This is a genomic window from Microcoleus sp. B3-D2, from assembly GCF_036705345.1.
In the GTDB taxonomy this organism is placed as follows: Bacteria; Cyanobacteriota; Cyanobacteriia; order Cyanobacteriales; family Microcoleaceae; genus Microcoleus.
The window spans coordinates 1-19057 of record NZ_JAUBUG010000103.1 but is presented as its reverse complement, the minus strand read 5'-3'; the positions used below and the strand labels follow the sequence as shown (position 1 = coordinate 19057).

Below are 19057 nucleotides of genomic sequence, written 5' to 3'. Positions count from 1 at the left end.
CTTTGATTTCGCCTTTGAAAGTTCGTATCTGGACTCTTCAAGAATCCCCGTCCCTTTAGGGCTCGGGAGTATCAAGACGAACCTGATAATTTTGATGTGATTGAAACTCTCTTCAACGATCAAGACTATCAATTGCATTACGCTGCCAGCGGGCAAGAAGCGATCGATTCCTTAAACATCTTTGAGCCAGATGTGATTTTGCTGGATGTGATGATGCCAGGGATGGATGGCATTGAAGTTTGTCAACGCATTAAAGCTATGCCCAAATGGGAAGCTCTGCCGATCGTTATGGTGACCGCCCTGACAACCAAAACGGAGCTCGCAAGATGTTTGACGGCTGGGGCGGATGACTTTATCAGCAAGCCCGTGAATCGCTTGGAGTTAACAGCAAGGGTGCGATCGATGTTACGCATCCATCGACAATATCAGCAATTAGTAACCTTCAATGCCCGATTAGAAGCAACGGTGCAACAGCGAACCGCCCAGTTGCAAACCATGATTTTTCAGGATGCGCTCACAACGCTACCCAGTCGGACTTTCTTACTTCAGAAGTTGGCTGAGGTTTTACAAGCTGGGGAATCCTCCTTTGCGGTAGTTTATCTAGACTGCGATCGGTTCAAACTGGTGAATGGTTCCTTTGGCTACGCTATTGGCAATCAATTGCTGATCGCCATCGCAGAACGGTTACAGCATCATCTGCGCCCCGGCGACGTGTTAGCGCGTATGGGTGAGGATGAGTTTTGCTTTTTGCTGCACCAAATTGATGGTGCGATCGCCCTTGAACCATTTATCCAAGCTATTCTACGGGGCTTTGACACATCGTTTGTGGTTGCCGATTGCGAACTCTTTATGACTGCTTGTATCGGCATTGCTCTAGGCAGTAGTGTTTATCAACAACCGGAAGAACCCTTGCAAGATGCTGATACGGCAATGTACAAAGCTAAACTTCGAGGTAAAGGTTGCTATCAAATCTTCGATCGCCAGATGTCTTTGGCAATGCTGAACCGCCTGACGCTGGAAAATGATTTACAGCGAGCGCTGGAACATCAAGAGTTTGTCACCTACTACCAGCCGATTGTGAATCTTCAAACCCAAAATGTCGTTGGATTTGAAGCACTGGTACGCTGGCAGCATCCGGATCGAGACATGGTTTTACCAGGAGAATTTATCCCCTGCATGGAGGAAACAGGGCTGATTGTGCCCGTCGGGATGCTGGTGTTGAAGCAGGCGTGTCAGCAACTGCGTGCATGGCATCAACGGGGCTGGACGCAGTTAACCATGAGCGTGAACCTTTCTGTGCGGCAATTTACTTGCCCCACCCTCTTGGCTGATATCGATCGGGTTTTGGCAGAAACCGCCGTCAACCCCGCTCACCTGAAACTGGAAATTACCGAAAGTGCGATCGTGGACAATGCTCAGAAGGCGATCGCGCTGACTGAACAATTGCGATCGCGGCAAATTCAGATCAGCATTGATGACTTTGGCACGGGGTATTCTTCCCTGGGTCAATTGCACTGTTTTCCAGTGAATAACCTCAAAATTGATCGCTCTTTTGTCAATCAGATCCAAGCAGGAAATCGCAACTATCAAGTCGTTAACACCATTATTACTCTGAGTAATCAACTCGAACTTGCGGTCATTGCCGAAGGACTTGAAACGACTCAGCAACTTCAGTGCCTCCAACAACTGGGCTGTGAATTTGGACAGGGTTATTTATTTTCTAAACCCCTCACGGGGGCTGAAATTGAAAGAATTTATCTCAAAAGCGATCGCAGCGGTGGCTTTAACCAATCTGCTATAGCAATCCTAAGTGATTTTCTAGATCTGTAAAATCTGAAAGTCTTGGATTGTCTATCAATTAGTTGATAATGCGCTGAAATTCTCCTCACCAGAGACAACCATTAAAGTTAATCGAGATATGTGCAACTTCACATTAAATTGGTATCATATCGATTCCGGTTGCACCGTCCGTGATTGTTGACTATCGTGCAAGCGACAATTGCAGACTCCGGCCCGATCGCACAAATCTGCACCCGCCACCACTAAAACCCCGCAAATCGCGCCCGCAGTCGCACAGAATCGGGATTTGCGGGTTGGCGCAGTACGATGGGGCGCTGCGCCATTTTAGATTTTAGATTTTAGATTTTAGATTTGCAATGACTGATGACTATCGGGGTCATGTAAAAATCAAAGCATAACCCTTTTATTTGCCACTCCCCTCATGCCTTTGCCGCGCCTGTTAACCTTAATTGCTGCTTTCTGCCTCGCCTTGGGGCTGATTATTGGGCTGGTGAGTTCCTTAACAGGGCTTTACAGTCAAGTTGCGTGGTCTGCTTCTCCGCTGCTGGCTAATTTGCTGATTTTCCTGATAATTGTACTTTTGGGAACCCTAATTTTTGCGCTGGTTTATTATTTTAGGCTGCTGCAACGCCCTCAGAAAGTTAAGGGAAAACGGCCGATTACTCCGAAGGTTCCTGTTGTCAAAAGTGAAGCAGCTTCGGAAAATCTCAAAGCAATCAGGCAACAAGTCGATCGCATTCAAGATGAAGTAGCGCGGCAAGCTTTGCTGTTGAGAGCCCGCGAAATTGAAGCTAGCATGGCTAGGGGCAGCGTTCGAGTAGTTGTTTTCGGCACCGGTTCTGCGGGCAAAACTTCCGCTGTGAATGCGCTGGTGGGGCGGATGGCGGGACAGGTGGGCGCGCCGATGGGAACTACCGAAGTTGGCGAAACTTACACTCTGAAATTGAAAGGAATCGATCGAGAATTAGCAATTACTGATACCCCAGGTATCTTGGAAGCGGGAGTTGCGGGGACTTACAGAGAAGAATTGGCGAGGCAGTTGGCGGCGAGGGCAGATTTGATCTTATTTGTTTTGGACGGCGATTTACGCAAATCCGAGTACGAACCGCTGCGGACTTTGGCGGAAATTGGCAAAAGGTCGATCGTGGTTTTTAATAAAGTTGACCTTTATCCCGACACCGACAGAGATGAAATTCTCGATCGGCTGCGGCAGCGAGTCAAAGGTTTTGTATCAGCAATGGATGTAGTAGCCATTAGCGCCAATCCACAAAAAGTTGTACTAGAAGACGGCACAATTTTTCAGCCCGACCCGGATATTATGCCATTAATTCGGCGCGTCGCTGCGATTTTGCGAGCTGAAGGCGAAGACTTAATTGCGGACAATATTTTGCTGCAATCTCAGCACTTGGGAGACCAAGCGCGCAAGTTAATTGATGCTCAAAGAAGGCGGCAAGCTGATAAGGCAGTAGAGCGATTTCAGTGGCTCGGAGCCGGAGTAATTGCCGTAACGCCTTTGCCAGTTGTGGATTTGTTAGCGACAGCAGCAGTTAACGCTCAAATGGTAGTAGAAATTGCCAAGATTTACGGCTGCGAATTAAATATCGATCGCGCGAAAGAATTGGCATTGTCTCTAGCAAAAACCCTAGCAAGTTTGGGAATAGTTGAAGGCGTAATTCAAGTAGTGTCAAGGGCTTTGCAGTTAAGCGTAGCGGGGTTTGTACTGGGCAAAGCAATTCAAGCAGTCAGTGCGGCTTATTTAACCCGAATTGCCGGTAAAAGTTTTATTGAATATTTCCGCCATGACCAAGATTGGGGCGACGGCGGCATCGCCGAAGTCGTGCAAAGGCAGTTTCAGTTAAATAGGAAAGACGAGTTTGTCAAAGCATTTGTCAAAGATGCGATCGCCCGCGTTGTCGAACCTCTGAATATTTATCAGCAAGAATCGGAACCAGAATTAGAAATGTCAGCCGAATTGGAATCAGAAATAGAACCAGAAGCATTGTATCAGCGGCCGCAAGACGACGATTGGGAAACCCACAGCAACAAACGAAAGGATGAGTGGTAATGGGCCAAACAGGGAATTGGGCATACAGGGAATTGAGAATTGGGTAATTACGATCGTTCAATGAGATGTTCCCTGAGTATGCTTTGTTGAATTTTATTAAGAAGTTTTACAAAAATTTTACACATGGGAGAGACTCCGGGGGGGATCAAGTCAAACCGAGCGATCGGATGGAACACAATTTTGATAAAATTGAAGATTCACAACAAAATTTGCTATTGTGCGTCCGGGTAAAAACAATGAGCGATCGACCAATTATTCTCGGTATTGTCGGAGATAGCGCAGCGGGCAAAACCACCCTCACGCGGGGAATTGCCCAAGTATTGGGGCCAGAAAATGTCACGGTGATTTGCACTGACGACTATCACCGCTACGACAGAAAGCAGCGGGCCGAAATCGGAATCACAGCATTGCATCCCGACTGCAATTACCTCGACATCATGCAGCAGCACCTCAGCCTGCTTCGTACCGGACAAGCAATTCTCAAACCCATCTACAACCACACGACAGGTACATTCGACCCGCCGGAATACATCAAGCCCAGCAAATTTGTCATAGTTGAAGGTTTGCTAGGTTACGCAACTCGAACAATCCGCGATTCTTACGACGTAAAAGTGTATCTTGCTCCTCCCGAAGAGTTGCGAACTCAGTGGAAAGTTAAGCGCGATATTATGAAGCGCGGCTATACTGAAGAACAGGTGCTTGCAGAAATAAAAAAACGGGAACCGGACTCTGAAGACTTCATTCGCCCTCAGCGCAAATCGGCCGACGTTGTAGTTAGTTTTTACCCGCCAGAAGCGGACAATCAATCCGATTTGAGCGTGCGTTTAGTGCTCAGACCGACAATTCCTCACCCTGATTTTACTGAAATTTTAGGTCGAGGCAGCGAGAGTTTTCAACCTGCAATTCGCTTGGGACTCGATCGGGATATGGGCAAACCTGTTGACGTTTTGGAAGTAGACTCCCACGCTACCAGCGAGCAAGTAAACGAACTAGAAATGCTTTTGTGCAGTGAGTTGCCACACCTGCGGGGATTTTGCACCGCCCAAGGCAACCCGGAAATTGGCAAACTGATCGGCACAACTGGCGAAGTTTTGCAAAGTTACCCGCTAGCTTTGACGCAGTTGCTAGTTGCATATCACATGATGAAAGCCATTCATGTGTATTAGTTAGTTGTTAGTTGTTAGTTGGCAGTTGTTGGTTGTTAGTTCTTAGTTGCTATTGCAATGATTAATAACCAATAACCAATAACCAATAACTAATGTACTCGCAAAGTCGGGTTGGCAGTGCCTAATTGCTGAATTGGCATGGAGACTGGCAACTGACTTTGAGGTGCGGGCACCATTTCGCCTCGGAAGTCGAGGAGGGTGACGAGCAGCAGGTAGGCAACTGCTAAAATTATAGAAATCACCCCAGTGATAATAGCAATAATTTTTGAACGATCCATATTCTGCCAATTTTAAGTACAGCTAATATTAGTTTAACATTAAAAACAGCAATTATTACTTAACTTATGCAATAGAATATAATCAGGTGCTAGTTATTTCTCTGACAAAAATGGAACCTCTTATAGATGCGCCAACTTTCACCGAGATGCCCGGAGCTACCCCAGTGGTGGAAACATTTAATCTGGGGAAGTTCTACCGTACCGGCTTCTGGATGAATGAAAAAATTGAATCGCTCAAAAATTGCACTCTGACTGTCTCTGAGGGGGAAACTTTCGGGTTATTAGGGCAAAATGGAGCGGGGAAAACTACGCTGCTGAAAACTTTGCTGGGTATAGTACGGCCGACTTCTGGCAGGGCGCTGCTGTTGGGGAGGCCTTTGGGCGATCGCACCGTGAAGCAGCGAGTCGGCTATTTGCCAGAAAATCCCTATTTTTACGATTATCTCACCGGCTGGGAATTCTTGCAATTTGCGGCGGGCTTGTTTGAAATTCCCCCCTCAATTCAGCGACAGCGAATTCCGAATTTGCTAGACTTAGTTGGGCTATCTAAATCGGCGGCAATTAAAAAACAGTTGCGCCAGTATTCTAAGGGAATGCTGCAACGGATCGGCATGGCTCAAGCTTTGATTAACAATCCAGATGTGGTATTTTTGGATGAGCCGATGTCTGGTTTAGATCCGATGGGACGCTATCAGATGCGGGAGATAATTTTATCTCTGAAAAATCAAGGAAAAACAATTTTTTTTAATTCGCATATATTGTCTGATGTGGAGAAGATTTGCGATCGAGTGGCAATTTTGGCGAAGGGTGAGTTAATCTGCATTGGTGCGATCGACGAAATCCTAGGTAATACTGAAACTTACCGGGTTGAAGGTAGGGGCGGCCACTTGAATATCCTGAAAAAATGGATACCGGATATGGAAGTTGATAATGATTTGTGGTACGGTCATTTGCAGGGCGATCCGAAGGAGTTTCTTTCTAGTCTGAGCGGTACGGGAGGGCAGCTAATTGGGATGAATTTGGCTAAGCCGAGTTTGGAAGAGTTTTTTATGCAGCAACTGCAAGAAAGAGGGATTTATTCTAGTAGTTGAAGTCTCTATAGCCATCCTAAATCATTTGTGAATTTCTTACTCCCTCCCCTTGATAAGGGGAGGGTTGGGGTGGGGTCAAAAATTTACGACTCATTTAGGATTGCTATACATCAAACTTATTGTGGGGAGTAGGGGTTGGGCATCTTGCCCGCCCTGACTATAGAAACGGGCAAGATGCCCGTTCCACAGTAGATCAACTTTATTGTGGGTTGGGCCTCTTGCCCGCCCTGACTATAGAAACGGGCAAGATGCCCGTTCCACAGCACATCAAGTTTATTGTGGGTTGGGCATCTTGCCCGCCCAAACTAATAAGAAAACGGGCAAGATGCCCGTTCCACAACAGATCAAATTTCTTGTGGGGTGGGCATCTTGCCCGCCCTGACTAATAATAAGAAAACGGGCAAGATGCCCGTTCCACAGCACATCAAGTTTATTGTGGGGTGGGCATCTTGCCCGCGTGTTAAATGCTAATGTTTTTTACTTCCGTTAACAAGGGCAACTGTAGATTTACACATACTAACTCTGCACAATTCCACTGCCGCAAATACTCATAGACTTCAGAAATAATCGCATTGGCCGCATCTAAATGTCCTGCTTGAGAAGCATGATAGTGCGCTCTGATTAGGGGCTTAATATCCTCGATTTCTTGCCATTCTGATTAAGGTTTGAGGGGAATGTTGATATAATAGTGATAGGCTTGGCTGTGGGCGGTACGGAGATTTTCGGGAGGTTGACTTAGTAGGTACTCGCCCTTTTCTCGGACTAGGGGGTGCAACTGATAGGATTTAAAGTGGCGATCATAATATAGCAATTGTCGGCGCTTGAGTGCCTGAATAATATTTTCTTTCAGTTCATACTTGCTAACTTCTGGCATTTGAGCGCTAATCCCTGAAAAAGATAGCGGATATTCTGAAGTTTGATAGACAGAAATTCGGCTGAGACAAGTTTGCTCGCCGTCGCTGAGACGCGCTATCATTTCATCGATCGCTCTTTCAATATCTCGAATCAGCAACCAGTCTCTATTGTGTAGAAAATTCCCGACATTTCCCTGAAACTCGGTATCGTCTCGAATCCAAGCTGCGACGAGTTGTAACGCTTTGGGATGTCCAGAATAGCGATCGCCCATTTCCGCTAATTCCTCTGATAATGTCTCAATAATTGGAGCCATATCGGTTAATGAAGCCCTAACATCAGTCAATTTAACAGGTACAACCGATGCAATGACATTTGAGGCTATTATCATCCGAAAGCTCGTACCAAAATCATGGAAAGCGGTTTGTGTAGTGATGGATAATTGTACTATTCATACCGGAGAATAAATAGAAAAAGCCATCAAAAAGCCAGGGGCAAAATTAATATATTTGTCGCCATATTCGCCGGATTTCTCACAACCGTGAAAATTTATGGTCAAAACTTAAAAATATTTTCCGTTTTATCAAGACGACTAATTATCAAGAGTTAGGAAAAGCGATAAACTTTGCATTTAATGAAGTTACATCAGAAAATATTTGGAATTGGTTTACTCACTGCTGTTATTGTACCTCATCTTTCTGAGAAAAACTCTATCATTTTTTTTGATACATATAAATTACCCTTCTCCCATCTGCGTTCATCCCCGTTCATCCGCCTTCATCTGCGGTGCAAAAAAGTGCGATCGCCCTTACGACAAAAAGTGCGATCGCCCATTTCAATTCCTAACCAGAAATCACCTCACTCAAAAGATGAGCCTGAGAACCCTCAAGCCGCGGCCCGTGAATCTGCACCACCCTAGAAGCCAAATAATTGCCCCAGCGCGCCGCTTGTACAGAACTCAAACCATTAGTAATTCCAAACAAAACACCGCCCGCAAAAGCATCCCCAGCACCCACAGTATCGATCGCCTTTACCGGAAATCCCGCCACATCAACAATCTGTTTGTTCTCCACCACCATGCAGCCTTTATCCCCATTAGTGATAAAAGCCAAATCCGAAATCTCGCTAATTTTCCGAGCGCACTCTTCCAAAGATTCCTCCTTAAAAAAGCTCCGAACTTCATCAGCATTGCAAAAAATTACATCGCAATATTCCGAAACCACCTTGTGAAAATCATCAGCAAAGCGATCGACTAAAAAGCCATCCGAAAAAGTAAAAGCCACCTTCACACCCAGACGCTTAGACTGTTCCATCGTCTCAATGCTAGCCTTTCTCGGATCGGGAGCATCCCAAAGATAACCCTCGACATAACTGTATTTGCAGTGACTCAGGCGATCGACATCAATATCAGTCGCCGCCAGAGTAGTAGAAACACCCAAATTAGTACACATCGTGCGTTCCGCATCCGGCGTAGTCAGCACAACACAAGTACCCGTAGGCTCCTGCGACGACTCAGCAGGATGCACGTTAAAATCAATCCCCGCCGCCAGCAAATCTTGCCGATAAAATTCGCCGTTAGTATCCTTAGCAACCTTCCCCGAATAATACGCTTTACCGCCGCTCTGAGCCAAACCAATCATCGTATTTGCCGCCGAACCGCCCGATCGCATTTGCAGCGAATTGTGCTCTAAATCGTGCAAAATACCCCCCTGGGTTTCCGAATTCATCAGCGTCATCCCGCCGCGATTCAGCCCGTGAGCGAGTACAAATTCATCTTCTACCAATGCTAGGATGTCTACCAGGGCATTTCCCACGCCAAACACATCCACTGAACCAGATTCTTGATTATTTTCTGTCATCGCTGCTTTTTTTTACACTAACTATCAACTCTATAATAAATCGGATTAAAGTCAACATCCCCACTCCCAATCTAAAGTCCCCAACTTAAAATCTAAAATTCAAAATCCAAAATCCCCAATCTAAAATCCAAAATCCAAAATCTAAAATCGCTATGACTTGTCTCCCACCTCTGATTCAGCAAATGTTGCAGCCCGGGTTTTACCCGCACGGGGTGACAGAACCAGTGCAGCTAATTCAGACTCATGCCTCCTTTGTTCTCCTCACAGGAGACTATGTTTACAAAATCAAGAAATCCGTTAATTTTGGGTTTTTCGATTATTCAACCTTGGAGAAGAGACAGCATTTTTGCAATCAAGAATTGCAAATGAATCAGCGTACAGCAGCCGAAATTTATCTGGAAGTTTTGGCAATTGTGCAAATAGGCGATTCGTTTCACTTTTCCAGCAAGGTACCTGCTATAAATTCGGTCGAAATTGCTGTAGAATACGTGCTGAAAATGCGGGAATTTCCTCAAGATTCGCTGTTGCTTAGTTTATTGGAACGCGGAATGTTGACCGAGCAACTTATGGCAGACTTAGGGCGGGAAGTTGCCAACTTTCACAGCACGGCAATTAGTAATAGCTATATTCGGACATTTGGCGAAGTCAGTCAGATTCGGACTGCAATAGACAACAATTACCTGATTTCCCAAAAATATATCGGCGGGCCGCAGACTCAGACACAATATGAGGAAACTAAAAATTATAGTGATGCGTTTTTTGCGGAAAATCAAGAGTTATTTAAGCTGCGGATTGCCAAGAATAAAATTCGCGAGTGCCACGGAGATTTGCACTTGCGGAATATAGCATTCTGGAAAGATAAAATATTGCTGTTCGACTGCATTGAATTTAACGAGCCTTTTCGCTTTGTTGATGTCATGTACGATGTCGCTTTTACAGTAATGGATTTGGAATCGCGAGGGCGCAGAGACTTAGGCAATGCTTTTCTCAATACTTACATCGAACAAACAGGGGATTGGGAAGGACTGCAACTGTTGCCTCTGTATTTGAGCCGTCAAGCTTATGTTAGAGCAAAAGTAACTTCGTTAATGTTGGACGATGCCGCTATTTCAACTGCCCAAAAAGCAGAGATTTCACAAACAGCAGCTCATTACTATAAACAGGCTTGGCAATACACAAAACCGCGCCGGGGAAAGTTAATTTTGATGTCGGGTTTGTCGGGTTCTGGCAAGAGTACAGCGGCTCGATATTTGGCTCGCCGTACAGGGGCAATTCACATTCGATCCGATGCTGTTCGCAAGCATTTAGGCGGAATTCCTTTAAATGAACGCGGCGGGCAAGATTTGTACTCGGATGAAATGACGGCACAGACTTATGGTAGATTGTTAGAGTTGGGGATAGTGCTGGCTGACCGAGGTTGGGATGTGATTTTAGATGCAAAGTTCGATCGCCAAAACTTGAGAACCGATGCGATTGATCGGGCTCAATCCCACGGCTTGCCCCTGCAAATTATTTACTGCACCGCACCAATTGAAGTATTGCGAGAACGACTGCAACAGCGCAGGGGCGATATTGCCGACGCGACAGCCGAACTATTGAGTTCGCAGCAAGCAGCTTTTGAACCTTGTACAGAATTAGAGCAAATTTCTGTAAAGATTGTAGATACCGCGCAAGACTTAGAGGTACAATTAAACGTGATTTGTGGAGAGTAGTTGCAGAGCGATCGCCCTTGCGAATTTGATTGTCTGCTAATATTGTCAATATCTTTCTGTGTTATTACAAACACAACTTGCAGCTCATGCCAAAATTTACCGGAGACTCCAAGGGGTTTAACCCCGCGCTGATATGGTTTGTGTTGTTTACCGTTGGGTTTCGCTTAGTAGGATGTAGCCTGCCCGTGAGTCTCGGTCTTGGTGTCATTGGCGGTGTGGCAGCAGGTTTAATTGTCGCTTGGTGGCACAACGAACTACTACTCAACCCGAATATGCGTTCCAAGGATAAAACCTCGGATGCTATCCTCAATAAAGAAGTAGTGGAAACCGAGAGCAAATTATATAGCAAAACCTCTAGGCGTGAAGCTCCTACATTGTTCGACTGGTTGTCTGGGCCAGAGGATCGTCGCTAGCACCGAAAATAGTTTTTAGTATTGAGTTTTAAGCTTTAAGTTTAAAGAGTTCACAATTCAAACCTCAATACTAAAAATTAACAACTCCCGCGACCTAAATTACTAATTACAGATTAGCAAGTAACGATAGTCCATTACCAATTACCCATTACCGCTAACTAGCAATTTGAATTAGTTGCTGAATGTTTGTATTTCTGTCGAAACTCCTGCCGCTGTTTATTTATCCTTTGGGGTTGAGTTGCCTGTTAATGATGGCGGCTTTAATCACACTTTGGAAGCGTCCCAAATGGGCGGCGGCGCCAATTGCTGCGGCTCTAATTATTTTACTGCTAGGAAGTAGCGGTTGGGTTGCAAAATCATTAGTTCGATCGCTCGAATGGCAAAACTTACCAACCGCCGAACTCCCCCAAGCTGAAGCGATTATCGTCTTGGGCGGCGGTGTCAAAGCAGCTTTACCTCCCCGTCCTTGGGTAGAATTAGCGGAAGCGGGCGATCGCATAATCTATGGTTCCCGACTTTACAAGCAAGGCAAAGCTTCCCTGCTAATTCTCAGCGGGGGTAGAGTAGATTGGAAAGGTGGCGGGCCTCCTGAATCGGCAGACATGGCAGAAATTGCCCAAACAATGGGTGTACCGGCATCAGCAATTCTGCAAGACCCCGATTCACACAACACTTATCAAAATGCCGTCAACGTGCGGAAAATTTTAGATGCTAAAGCTATAAAAGGGCCGGTTTTGCTAGTGACATCGGCGATGCACATGACTCGATCGCTCTTAATTTTCCAGCGTCAGGGAATAAAAGCAATTGCCGCACCAACAGACTTTCAGATAACCCAGCAGGATATCGCAGCATCCCAAAGCAATTGGCAAGCAGTCGCCTTGGATTTATTGCCGGACACCTATCAGTTAAACCAGTCAACTAAAGCTTTGAAAGAATACATCGGCTTAATCGTTTATCGTCTGCGGGGATGGCTTTAACAGAATTTTAGATTTTAGATGTTGGATTTTGGATTGAATAATTTAAACTAATATCAAATCCCGTTGCATCGCAATTATAGGGGCGGGGGGGTTTATATAATTTGTCTATACTTATCAAATATCTGGGCGAACCGGCCCCTACAAAACTTCATCAGATAAGATTCCAAATCAAACGGATACGATCTCAAATATAAAATATAAAATCTAAAATCCAAAATTGATTGAGTGTGTTAGCTTAAAGTCATTACAGCAAATATTAGCCACAGTCGCCCCCAAACAATCATGCTGCCCCACGAGTTGCAAAACATTGCCCCAGAACCGACTCCCGCGGCCGAAATTTTTCAGAGACATCAAATTGTCCGCGAGTTTTACGACGAAATTAAGTACCGTCAAGAACTACAACTTCACTGCCAGTGGTATTACGCTACAGCCAAGCAGCATCAGCAGGAATTGCAGAAAATGCAGGGAGATTTGAATATCTTCGGCTGGTTCAGCCGGGGACGGTCGAAAAATTAAGGAGTGAACAAAAAAGGTGGTTTGTAGTAAGGGCTTTAGTCCCGCCGATCGACTAAAAGCCACAGAAAAAACTGAACTCCTCACTACAAACTCTACAACAGTTATAGGGCCCCCGCCCAAAAACCGATAATTGCTTTCCGACAGGAGTAGTGATCAGCCCAAAATTTTAGACCATCGTTCAAGCTTCCAGATTCATCTGTGGAGTAAATCTAAAATCTAAAATCTAAAATCTAAAATCGACTGACCGGATTGGATATTGTCTTTGAGCTCCGGCTTCAACTTTGGAGACAGCTAGACTTCCGAAGATATCAATTCGACCTCATCCTCTTTCAGGTGAGCTCGAAATTTTTTGTCAAACTGAACTAGAACCGGCCAATTGGCACTGACAGGTCGGCCGTGCCATTCGTGAACGATCGCCACGACTTCTCCTTCCATACCCTTAATATCAAATGGTTTACTGCGATTTTCAGGGTGGTGGTAGACAACAACAGAGTTTTTAATGCAAACGCGATCGCCAACTTTCATAGACTTAAATTTAGTTTTCTCTCTTCAAAACTCTGCAAAGCCTACTGGTGCAGAACACCTGTAGGCTTTGCGGACAGTCTTTTTATCTTCCCACACAAGTACAGCGAAAACTCAAAGAAACTTGTCGGTGTTCTGTCGGTGCTTCGATCGCCAGCCGCGAGCCCGGGAAGCCTCCATGCCGATCGATCCTCGGTTGATCCTGCAGGCCCGATCGGGATTTAAACCCCGATCGGGCGGATTCTCAAGGGCGGGAATTGATTTGGCTAATCAGGAAACTATTTACTTAACTGATTTAACCAACACTCAACATCAACGCCCAAGGTTTGACCCAACTCCAGCAACTGCCGGATCGAAGGCAAGTCCCAGCCGGCGCCGGAACCTGCAATTCCCAAAGCAACGGCAGCGACCACACTGTCGCCCGCCGACACCTCTTGCAGTTGCAGCCAGCCCAAACACAGAGGCACAATTTGACTGTAGAGAGAATTGAAATACAGTTCCTGCGATCGATCCAGACACAAACCCAGACTCAGCCGATCGCCCACGGCAATCAAACGCTCGATCGTGCGGATATCAGCTTCTAAAGTGACAGGCGAGCGATCCTCCATGCCCGCTCCAGCTTGCAGCAGCGTGTCTAGCGAGCGCCAAACCAGCCTTTCCAAAATTTCCTTGACTTCGGGAACGTTCAACCGACAGCGGAGATGGCCGCTTTCAGTGGCGATCGCCTCAATTTCGGCCAGCAGCGCCTCCGCGTCCTCCGTTTCCAGTTCCAGGGCCTTGGCCGCCGTCAAACAGCGGTGTCCCAAAGCCACCTCAGCAGCCACCTGCAACTCTACGGGTACCTGCAGATCGTCGCGGTGGAACGCCATTATCACCCCGTAATTTTCCCGGTAAACCTGAGTGTAAAGCTGATCCAACCGAGTCAAATTTTCCTGACTCAGCAACTGCACGATCCGGTGGCGTTCCTCCGCAAATAAATCCCGCAAGCTAAAGGACTGATCCCCAAACAGGCGCACCATTTCCAGAATCGCGTGGGACGCCGAAGCTTCTTGCATAACTCCAAACAACCGCTCTTTGAGCATAGTGTAAGACCGGCGGCTGCCAAAAGGCTGAATGCAGCAGTGGAAGTCCCAGCCGCCGAGGTGCAACGCAGCAAACACAAAAACCTCTGTTTCGCGCGTAATTTCCGAGGTTAACTGCAATTGACCCACAGCCAGAGTCATCGAGCCCATGCGCTGAATTTGGAAATCTTCCTGCTCGGCCTGATAGCAGTAAACTCGCTCTTCGCGGGGAAATTTGGCAAACAGAGAACTGATTGCGTAGTGGGCGGCCACTTGTCTGAGACTAATTTGGGCTGTCACCACCAGTTGGCGGTAAACTTCTGCCCCTGTTTTAAAACAGTCAACGTTGCTGGGTACGAGGGCTAGTTGAGCGACAAAATCCTTTTCTAGCTGGATGCCGGTAACTTCGGCCGCCAATTCCAGCGCCCGAGCCGCGTAGCGCAGAATTTGCACGCCTTCTGGCCGCGAGATTTCTTCAAAAAACCAGCCGCAGCTAGTGAACATTAACAGGGCGTGGCGCTGCATTTCCAGCAGCCGCAGGGCGTCCACCTGTTCGGAGGCATCGAGTTCGCGCACTTGATGGCGTTGAAGGAAACTGTCAACATTACTGGGCGATCGATCCCGGATAACCTCAATATATTCATCTCTGGCTTTCCAGGGATCGCTCAACAGCTTGCGCCCCGCTTCTTCATAAATCGGAATCAGCCGATCGCGCAGCCAATTGAGAGTATCCCGCAGAGGGCGGCGCCATTTGAGGTGCCATCCGCCGCCACCACCGCAGCCGCAATCATCTTGCCAGCGATCGACCCCGTGAGAGCAACTCCAGGCCGTCACGGGTTTGAGTTCAACTTCCCAAGCGCTCGGATTTTGACTTAAATAATGAGCAAAATTCGTCACCGTCCAGCCTCGGCGGGGAAACTCTTCTGTAAAGGCGTAGGCGAGGCATTTTTCGGTACTGTTTTTGTGGTGGCCGAAAGTTTCGCCGTCCGTCGCCACGCAGATTAATTGAGCCGGTCGGTGGTCTCCCCGTACTGCTTGACCCAAGCGCCCGGCCAAGTGGTGGCTGCTGCTGAGAACGTCATTGAAGCCCATATCCCGCGAGATCGGGCCGTCGTAGAAAAAGATATCAATGTAAGGAGTGTTGGCAGGTGGGGCTTCGGAATTTTGGGAGTGCTGGCGGCCAAAATAGTGAGTGCTCAGCGGCGAGAGTTGGTGGTCAGCCATCAACCGCATTTCCGGCTTCAAATAGCAGCGGTACGGGCGAGTCGGATCGATTTGACCCCCGCCGACTTCGTGCCATTCGGAATTATGCCCTGCTTCCCCTTCGTGGTTTTGCCCGATTAGCGGGCGGCAGCGTTCGGCTTGGGAGGGGGCTAAGACAATGAAACGGATGCCTTCAGCTACTAAAACTTCGAGGGTGGCGTAGTCTACGGCGGTTTCGGCGAGCCACATTCCTTCGGGATCGCGACCGAACCGGGAGCGAAAATCTGCGATCCCCCAGCGAATTTGGGTGTATTTGTCTCGCTCGTTAGCGAGGGGCATGATGATGTGATTGTATACTTGGGCGATCGCGTTGCCGTGACCGTTGAGTCGCTGACAGCTTTTGCGATCGGCCTCCAGAATCCGCTGGTAGACTTCCGCATCGTAGCGTTCGAGCCAGCTCATCAGTGTAGGCCCGATGTTGAAGCTCATATACTCGTAGTTGTTGACGATCCCCGCGACTTCGCCGCGATCGTTGAGTATGCGGGCAAAGGCGTTCGGGCGGTAGCACTCGATGTCAATGCGTTCGTTCCAGTCATGGGCTGGAGAGGCGCTGGCTTGGCGTTCGATCGCGTCCAGGTAAGGGTTTTCCCGGGGTGGCTGGTAAAAGTGACCGTGAACCGTCACGCAGACCCCAGTTGCTGCTGCCACACTGGTTTGGGTTGCAGCCGTTACGGTTGGCGAAGACAAAGGCAGCACATCGGATTGAGTAGTAGAAATCGAAACCATGCGATCGAATCCTCAAGTAGTTAAAGACAATAAAACCAGCCTAATTAGAAACTGAAACCTTACGCAGCAAGAGTTACAGCTAGGCATCTGTTAGGACTAAATTTGGCTGACAAGTTTTGATACATTTGTAGTATTGCGAGCAAAGCATTCGTTCCAAGATGCCAACCGTCGATCCCTGGGTTTTTTGCCAATGCTTTGCTGTTGAAAGAGTTAAAAAATGTAGCTTTTGCTGCTTTTTGGCACTTGCGACCCATTTCGGGTTAGTGCTTGCAGCACTGCTCATTGAGAGTTTCATTTACCTTGCTGGATTGTAAAGTCTTATTCATTAAATAGCAACTTTTGCCGGAAAGATTTAATTTTTGGCACTAAATCTTGGCGGTTGTGGATATCGGTTTAATGCCCGATGAATTTATAGAATAAGAGTATTGCCCGAGTTTGGCATCATACTTTAGGTGCTTTTTACCTAAGTTCTGGAGAAGTTTGGCCAGTTGGGTTAGGGCGGGGCAGATTGGCTGCAAATGTACTTTCCAGAAGAGTTGTAACACTTGTGCGGAGTCAAAAGGCCACAAAAAAGCAAAACGGTAAGTGTTAGGTTTTAACTCCTCAGAGGTATGTGAGGGCGGAGGGGAAGGAGGGGGAGGAGGAGGGTTTGGACGAGAAGATGCTGCATTTGACGGCGAAGTGGGAAAAAAAAGTAGGTTTCTGGCGATCGTCTTGTGCAAGAGGTGCTTGCACAAATTCCTTGGAGGCAGAATCTCCGCATTCTGGAGGCTGTGAAATATCCTGTTGACCGCGAGTGGTACATTCGCTATAGTATCGAGCAAGGATGGAGTCGAAATCTCTTAGTTCCTCAGATAGAATGAATCAGGAGAAAGCCCCCTGAAGTGCTGTTATTCGTCAGGTAAAATCACCCAGCTTTTTCTCGAATTTATATTTATTTAATATAAAAAATGCCATGACTAATGACATGAGTTCCAATAAAAACAATAACGGTGTCCATAACAATTGGTTCTTAACCAACATTGACTATGAAGGAGAAGGACGGGCTGAGTTTGAAAATCCTAAAGGATATATCGAAGGAAGGGTTAAAATTTCCTTTGATGAATTTGGTAATTCCAGTATTGAAATGAACGTAGCAAACTGCTATACTGAACAGCCCCTCAGCTTTAATTGTATAGAATTCTTTAATGCAGCTCCCGCCGAGGAAGAGGGTAGTTTCTATTCTACAAATCCTTTTGGAAGCAACCCGTGTAAAAGTTTAACTGTCAATACTCGTGAGGGAACCTATTCCGCACAAGGAAGTATAGTCTACAACCCTATCATTAGTTTGGGCGGGGATAATAACACGAGAGTTAAATTTTATTTAGTTACTTCATATTTTGACAATATAAATGCTGAACTTCCTAAATATTGGGTGTTTCCACTATTTAACTTAATCTCAGATTTTAGTCAACGAAATTCCCAGCTTGATTGCCATATCCTGCGTATTATTCCCAGGCTTGACAATGCAGATAATGCAACAGAAATAGCAGCAGTCAGGAACTTTTTTTTTTCGTAATTGGGATCCTTTAATTGTCTTTAATTTCCAAGAAACTCAGGGATTTATTGAACCCTTAATTGATTTTAATGAACGTAAAAAAAAACTGGACTCTGGTCAGGTGCAACGTACAATCACAGCGGTAATGGTTGGGGAAGTTGGCTCTGAATCCATTGACATAGATAAATTGACGAACTGGCTACCATTCGGTCTTCTCCCTTTACTGAGTCTTGCTACTGGTTCTGAGGTAGGAATTCCTTGGATTGAATTTAGAGATGCTAATGGTGGGCTTGTCCGACGCATCCATAAAAGATTCGGTCAGCCCAAATTTTCAAGAGGACACACAACTATTTCGGAACAATATAATCAGGAAACTGGCTATTTACTCACCTGCGCTCAGTCTTCAACCCATTATGGAAAAGCACCTTTAGGTTCTGTAATATTTGACCTAGTTCAAAGCAGTTCAGATAGCCTTACTATTGAAGACAAGCTAAATAAAATTTGTCGAGCATTTGATTATTTATGTGAGCACTATGGCGTAGACACACAAAAATTACTTGAGGACTTAGATGATAATTATCAGGCTCTCCTCAAAGAAACTCTTAAGTCTGCGGCACAAGAGATTCGTTCTGTGGCACAAGCTGCAAGTGATTCAGTGCAAAGGAAGTTACTTAGCAAAATTGCTGATAGAACGATTAGCTCTAGCGACAAAGACAGGGAAACAGGCAACAGGCGGGTGCATCTCACTTTGGCCAATACATCAAAGTGAAAGTTGACCGTTGAGATAGGCACAGCGAAGAGCAAGGATAGAGGAAACGTTCTCAATATTCCATTGCGCTCCCGATATTTTCACCCTTAATCCAATGCGTTTAATTGTTGATTCAACTGTTCCCGAACCAATCGAACTTATGGATTCTTCTTTGTAGTATTGGTAATTAACTATTCGGCAACGATGGGTCTCTAAATAATTGCAAAACGTTTTAAATGCTTGACATTTCAAGTTTTTAAATAAATTTATAACTTCATCAACTTTGCCTTGCCACAACATCGTTTCTGCTGATTTTAATCGTTTTATTGAACCCCCTACCTTGTAGAGATTTTCTTTCAGATGATACCAATCTAAGATTTCTTGTCTTTGTTCATTGTCTCCAATTTCTTTAAATATGTTCCAAATTCCGGCATGACCATCTCAACCGGCAATACATAGGGTGTAGTAATT

16 protein-coding genes and 2 pseudogenes are annotated in these 19057 nt (G+C 46.1%); 13 read left to right on the top strand and 5 right to left on the bottom strand.

Features of this window, described 5'->3' with window-relative positions; genetic code table 11:
• Positions 1-84: 84 nt before the first annotated feature.
• The 4 genes and pseudogenes from QUB14_RS26295 to QUB14_RS26280 all read left to right on the top strand — a co-directional run.
• Positions 85-387, top strand: a pseudogene (locus QUB14_RS26295) (response regulator); the annotation flags it as partial.
• A 15-nt stretch (positions 388-402) separates the two neighbouring features.
• Positions 403-1830, top strand: a complete 1428-nt coding sequence (locus tag QUB14_RS26290) for an EAL domain-containing protein (protein WP_333297389.1) — start codon at positions 403-405, stop codon at positions 1828-1830.
• Between the two features lie 391 nt (positions 1831-2221).
• Positions 2222-3865 carry a GTP-binding protein gene (locus QUB14_RS26285; protein ID WP_333220783.1) on the top strand — a complete coding sequence of 548 codons (1644 nt, stop codon included), beginning with the start codon at positions 2222-2224 and terminating at the stop codon, positions 3863-3865.
• Positions 3866-4101: 236 nt separating this feature from the next.
• Complete coding sequence (locus tag QUB14_RS26280) at positions 4102-5031, top strand: phosphoribulokinase (RefSeq protein ID WP_333139879.1); 930 nt, start codon at positions 4102-4104, stop codon at positions 5029-5031.
• Between the two features lie 89 nt (positions 5032-5120).
• On the opposite strand, the gene QUB14_RS26275 is transcribed toward QUB14_RS26280, so the two are convergent.
• Positions 5121-5309: a hypothetical protein gene (locus tag QUB14_RS26275; RefSeq protein ID WP_190661348.1), complete on the bottom strand. Its 189-nt coding sequence runs from the start codon at positions 5307-5309 to the stop codon at positions 5121-5123.
• A 110-nt stretch (positions 5310-5419) separates the two neighbouring features.
• Here QUB14_RS26275 and QUB14_RS26270 point away from each other — a divergent pair, with 110 nt between their 5' ends.
• A complete protein-coding gene (locus QUB14_RS26270; RefSeq protein WP_190661350.1) occupies positions 5420-6400 on the top strand; it encodes an ABC transporter ATP-binding protein in 981 nt (326 codons plus the stop codon).
• Between the two features lie 1166 nt (positions 6401-7566).
• Positions 7567-7719: a hypothetical protein gene (locus QUB14_RS28845; RefSeq protein ID WP_445243758.1), complete on the top strand. Its 153-nt coding sequence runs from the start codon at positions 7567-7569 to the stop codon at positions 7717-7719.
• Between the two features lie 375 nt (positions 7720-8094).
• On the opposite strand, the gene QUB14_RS26260 is transcribed toward QUB14_RS28845, so the two are convergent.
• Complete coding sequence (locus QUB14_RS26260; protein ID WP_333220787.1) at positions 8095-9111, bottom strand: adenosine kinase; 1017 nt, start codon at positions 9109-9111, stop codon at positions 8095-8097.
• A gap of 152 nt (positions 9112-9263) precedes the next feature.
• On the opposite strand from QUB14_RS26260, the gene QUB14_RS26255 reads away from it, so the two are divergent.
• The 4 genes from QUB14_RS26255 to QUB14_RS26240 all read left to right on the top strand — a co-directional run bounded on the left by QUB14_RS26255 (position 9264) and on the right by QUB14_RS26240 (position 12729).
• On the top strand, positions 9264-10823 hold the full coding sequence (locus QUB14_RS26255) for an AAA family ATPase (protein WP_333220789.1): 1560 nt from the start codon (positions 9264-9266) through the stop codon (positions 10821-10823).
• Positions 10824-10909: 86 nt separating this feature from the next.
• Positions 10910-11236, top strand: coding sequence for a hypothetical protein (locus QUB14_RS26250; protein ID WP_333220791.1), 327 nt, complete (start codon positions 10910-10912; stop codon positions 11234-11236).
• Between the two features lie 182 nt (positions 11237-11418).
• Positions 11419-12213, top strand: coding sequence for a YdcF family protein (locus QUB14_RS26245; RefSeq protein ID WP_333220792.1), 795 nt, complete (start codon positions 11419-11421; stop codon positions 12211-12213).
• Between the two features lie 282 nt (positions 12214-12495).
• Positions 12496-12729: a hypothetical protein gene (locus tag QUB14_RS26240; RefSeq protein WP_333220794.1), complete on the top strand. Its 234-nt coding sequence runs from the start codon at positions 12496-12498 to the stop codon at positions 12727-12729.
• Positions 12730-13020: 291 nt separating this feature from the next.
• On the opposite strand, the gene QUB14_RS26235 is transcribed toward QUB14_RS26240, so the two are convergent.
• The gene (locus QUB14_RS26235) at positions 13021-13254 is read right to left on the bottom strand and encodes a ferredoxin-thioredoxin reductase variable chain (RefSeq protein ID WP_333139898.1); all 234 of its coding nucleotides are present in this window, start codon (positions 13252-13254) and stop codon (positions 13021-13023) included.
• A 275-nt stretch (positions 13255-13529) separates the two neighbouring features.
• Complete coding sequence (locus QUB14_RS26230; protein ID WP_333220796.1) at positions 13530-16301, bottom strand: DUF3536 domain-containing protein; 2772 nt, start codon at positions 16299-16301, stop codon at positions 13530-13532.
• A 716-nt stretch (positions 16302-17017) separates the two neighbouring features.
• Between QUB14_RS26230 and QUB14_RS26225 the strand changes: the two genes are divergently transcribed.
• The 3 genes from QUB14_RS26225 to QUB14_RS26215 all read left to right on the top strand — a co-directional run bounded on the left by QUB14_RS26225 (position 17018) and on the right by QUB14_RS26215 (position 18607).
• On the top strand, positions 17018-17164 hold the full coding sequence (locus tag QUB14_RS26225) for a DUF1016 N-terminal domain-containing protein (RefSeq protein ID WP_333220798.1): 147 nt from the start codon (positions 17018-17020) through the stop codon (positions 17162-17164).
• A 92-nt stretch (positions 17165-17256) separates the two neighbouring features.
• Complete coding sequence (locus tag QUB14_RS26220) at positions 17257-17859, top strand: hypothetical protein (RefSeq protein WP_333220800.1); 603 nt, start codon at positions 17257-17259, stop codon at positions 17857-17859.
• 100 nt (positions 17860-17959) lie between these two features.
• The gene (locus tag QUB14_RS26215) at positions 17960-18607 is read left to right on the top strand and encodes a hypothetical protein (protein WP_333220802.1); all 648 of its coding nucleotides are present in this window, start codon (positions 17960-17962) and stop codon (positions 18605-18607) included.
• On the opposite strand, the pseudogene QUB14_RS26210 reads toward QUB14_RS26215, so the two are convergent.
• Positions 18599-19057, bottom strand: a pseudogene (locus tag QUB14_RS26210) (ISKra4 family transposase); the annotation flags it as partial. The gene QUB14_RS26215 and the pseudogene QUB14_RS26210 sit on opposite strands and share 9 nt — an antisense overlap.

Bases quoted from the DNA above. Each gene is read 5' to 3' on its own strand.
- QUB14_RS26235 (WP_333139898.1), bottom strand. From the start codon at position 13,254: ATGAAAGTTGGCGATCGCGTTTGCATTAAAAACTCTGTTGTTGTCTAC.
- QUB14_RS26260 (WP_333220787.1), bottom strand. From the start codon at position 9,111: ATGACAGAAAATAATCAAGAATCTGGTTCAGTGGATGTGTTTGGCGTG.
- QUB14_RS26245 (WP_333220792.1), top strand. From the start codon at position 11,419: ATGTTTGTATTTCTGTCGAAACTCCTGCCGCTGTTTATTTATCCTTTG.
- QUB14_RS26290 (WP_333297389.1), top strand. From the start codon at position 403: ATGTTACGCATCCATCGACAATATCAGCAATTAGTAACCTTCAATGCC.
- QUB14_RS26270 (WP_190661350.1), top strand. From the start codon at position 5,420: ATGGAACCTCTTATAGATGCGCCAACTTTCACCGAGATGCCCGGAGCT.
- QUB14_RS26275 (WP_190661348.1), bottom strand. From the start codon at position 5,309: ATGGATCGTTCAAAAATTATTGCTATTATCACTGGGGTGATTTCTATA.
- QUB14_RS26230 (WP_333220796.1), bottom strand. From the start codon at position 16,301: ATGGTTTCGATTTCTACTACTCAATCCGATGTGCTGCCTTTGTCTTCG.
- QUB14_RS26220 (WP_333220800.1), top strand. From the start codon at position 17,257: ATGACTAATGACATGAGTTCCAATAAAAACAATAACGGTGTCCATAAC.
- QUB14_RS26240 (WP_333220794.1), top strand. From the start codon at position 12,496: ATGCTGCCCCACGAGTTGCAAAACATTGCCCCAGAACCGACTCCCGCG.
- QUB14_RS26280 (WP_333139879.1), top strand. From the start codon at position 4,102: ATGAGCGATCGACCAATTATTCTCGGTATTGTCGGAGATAGCGCAGCG.
- QUB14_RS26285 (WP_333220783.1), top strand. From the start codon at position 2,222: ATGCCTTTGCCGCGCCTGTTAACCTTAATTGCTGCTTTCTGCCTCGCC.
- QUB14_RS26250 (WP_333220791.1), top strand. From the start codon at position 10,910: ATGCCAAAATTTACCGGAGACTCCAAGGGGTTTAACCCCGCGCTGATA.
- QUB14_RS26255 (WP_333220789.1), top strand. From the start codon at position 9,264: ATGACTTGTCTCCCACCTCTGATTCAGCAAATGTTGCAGCCCGGGTTT.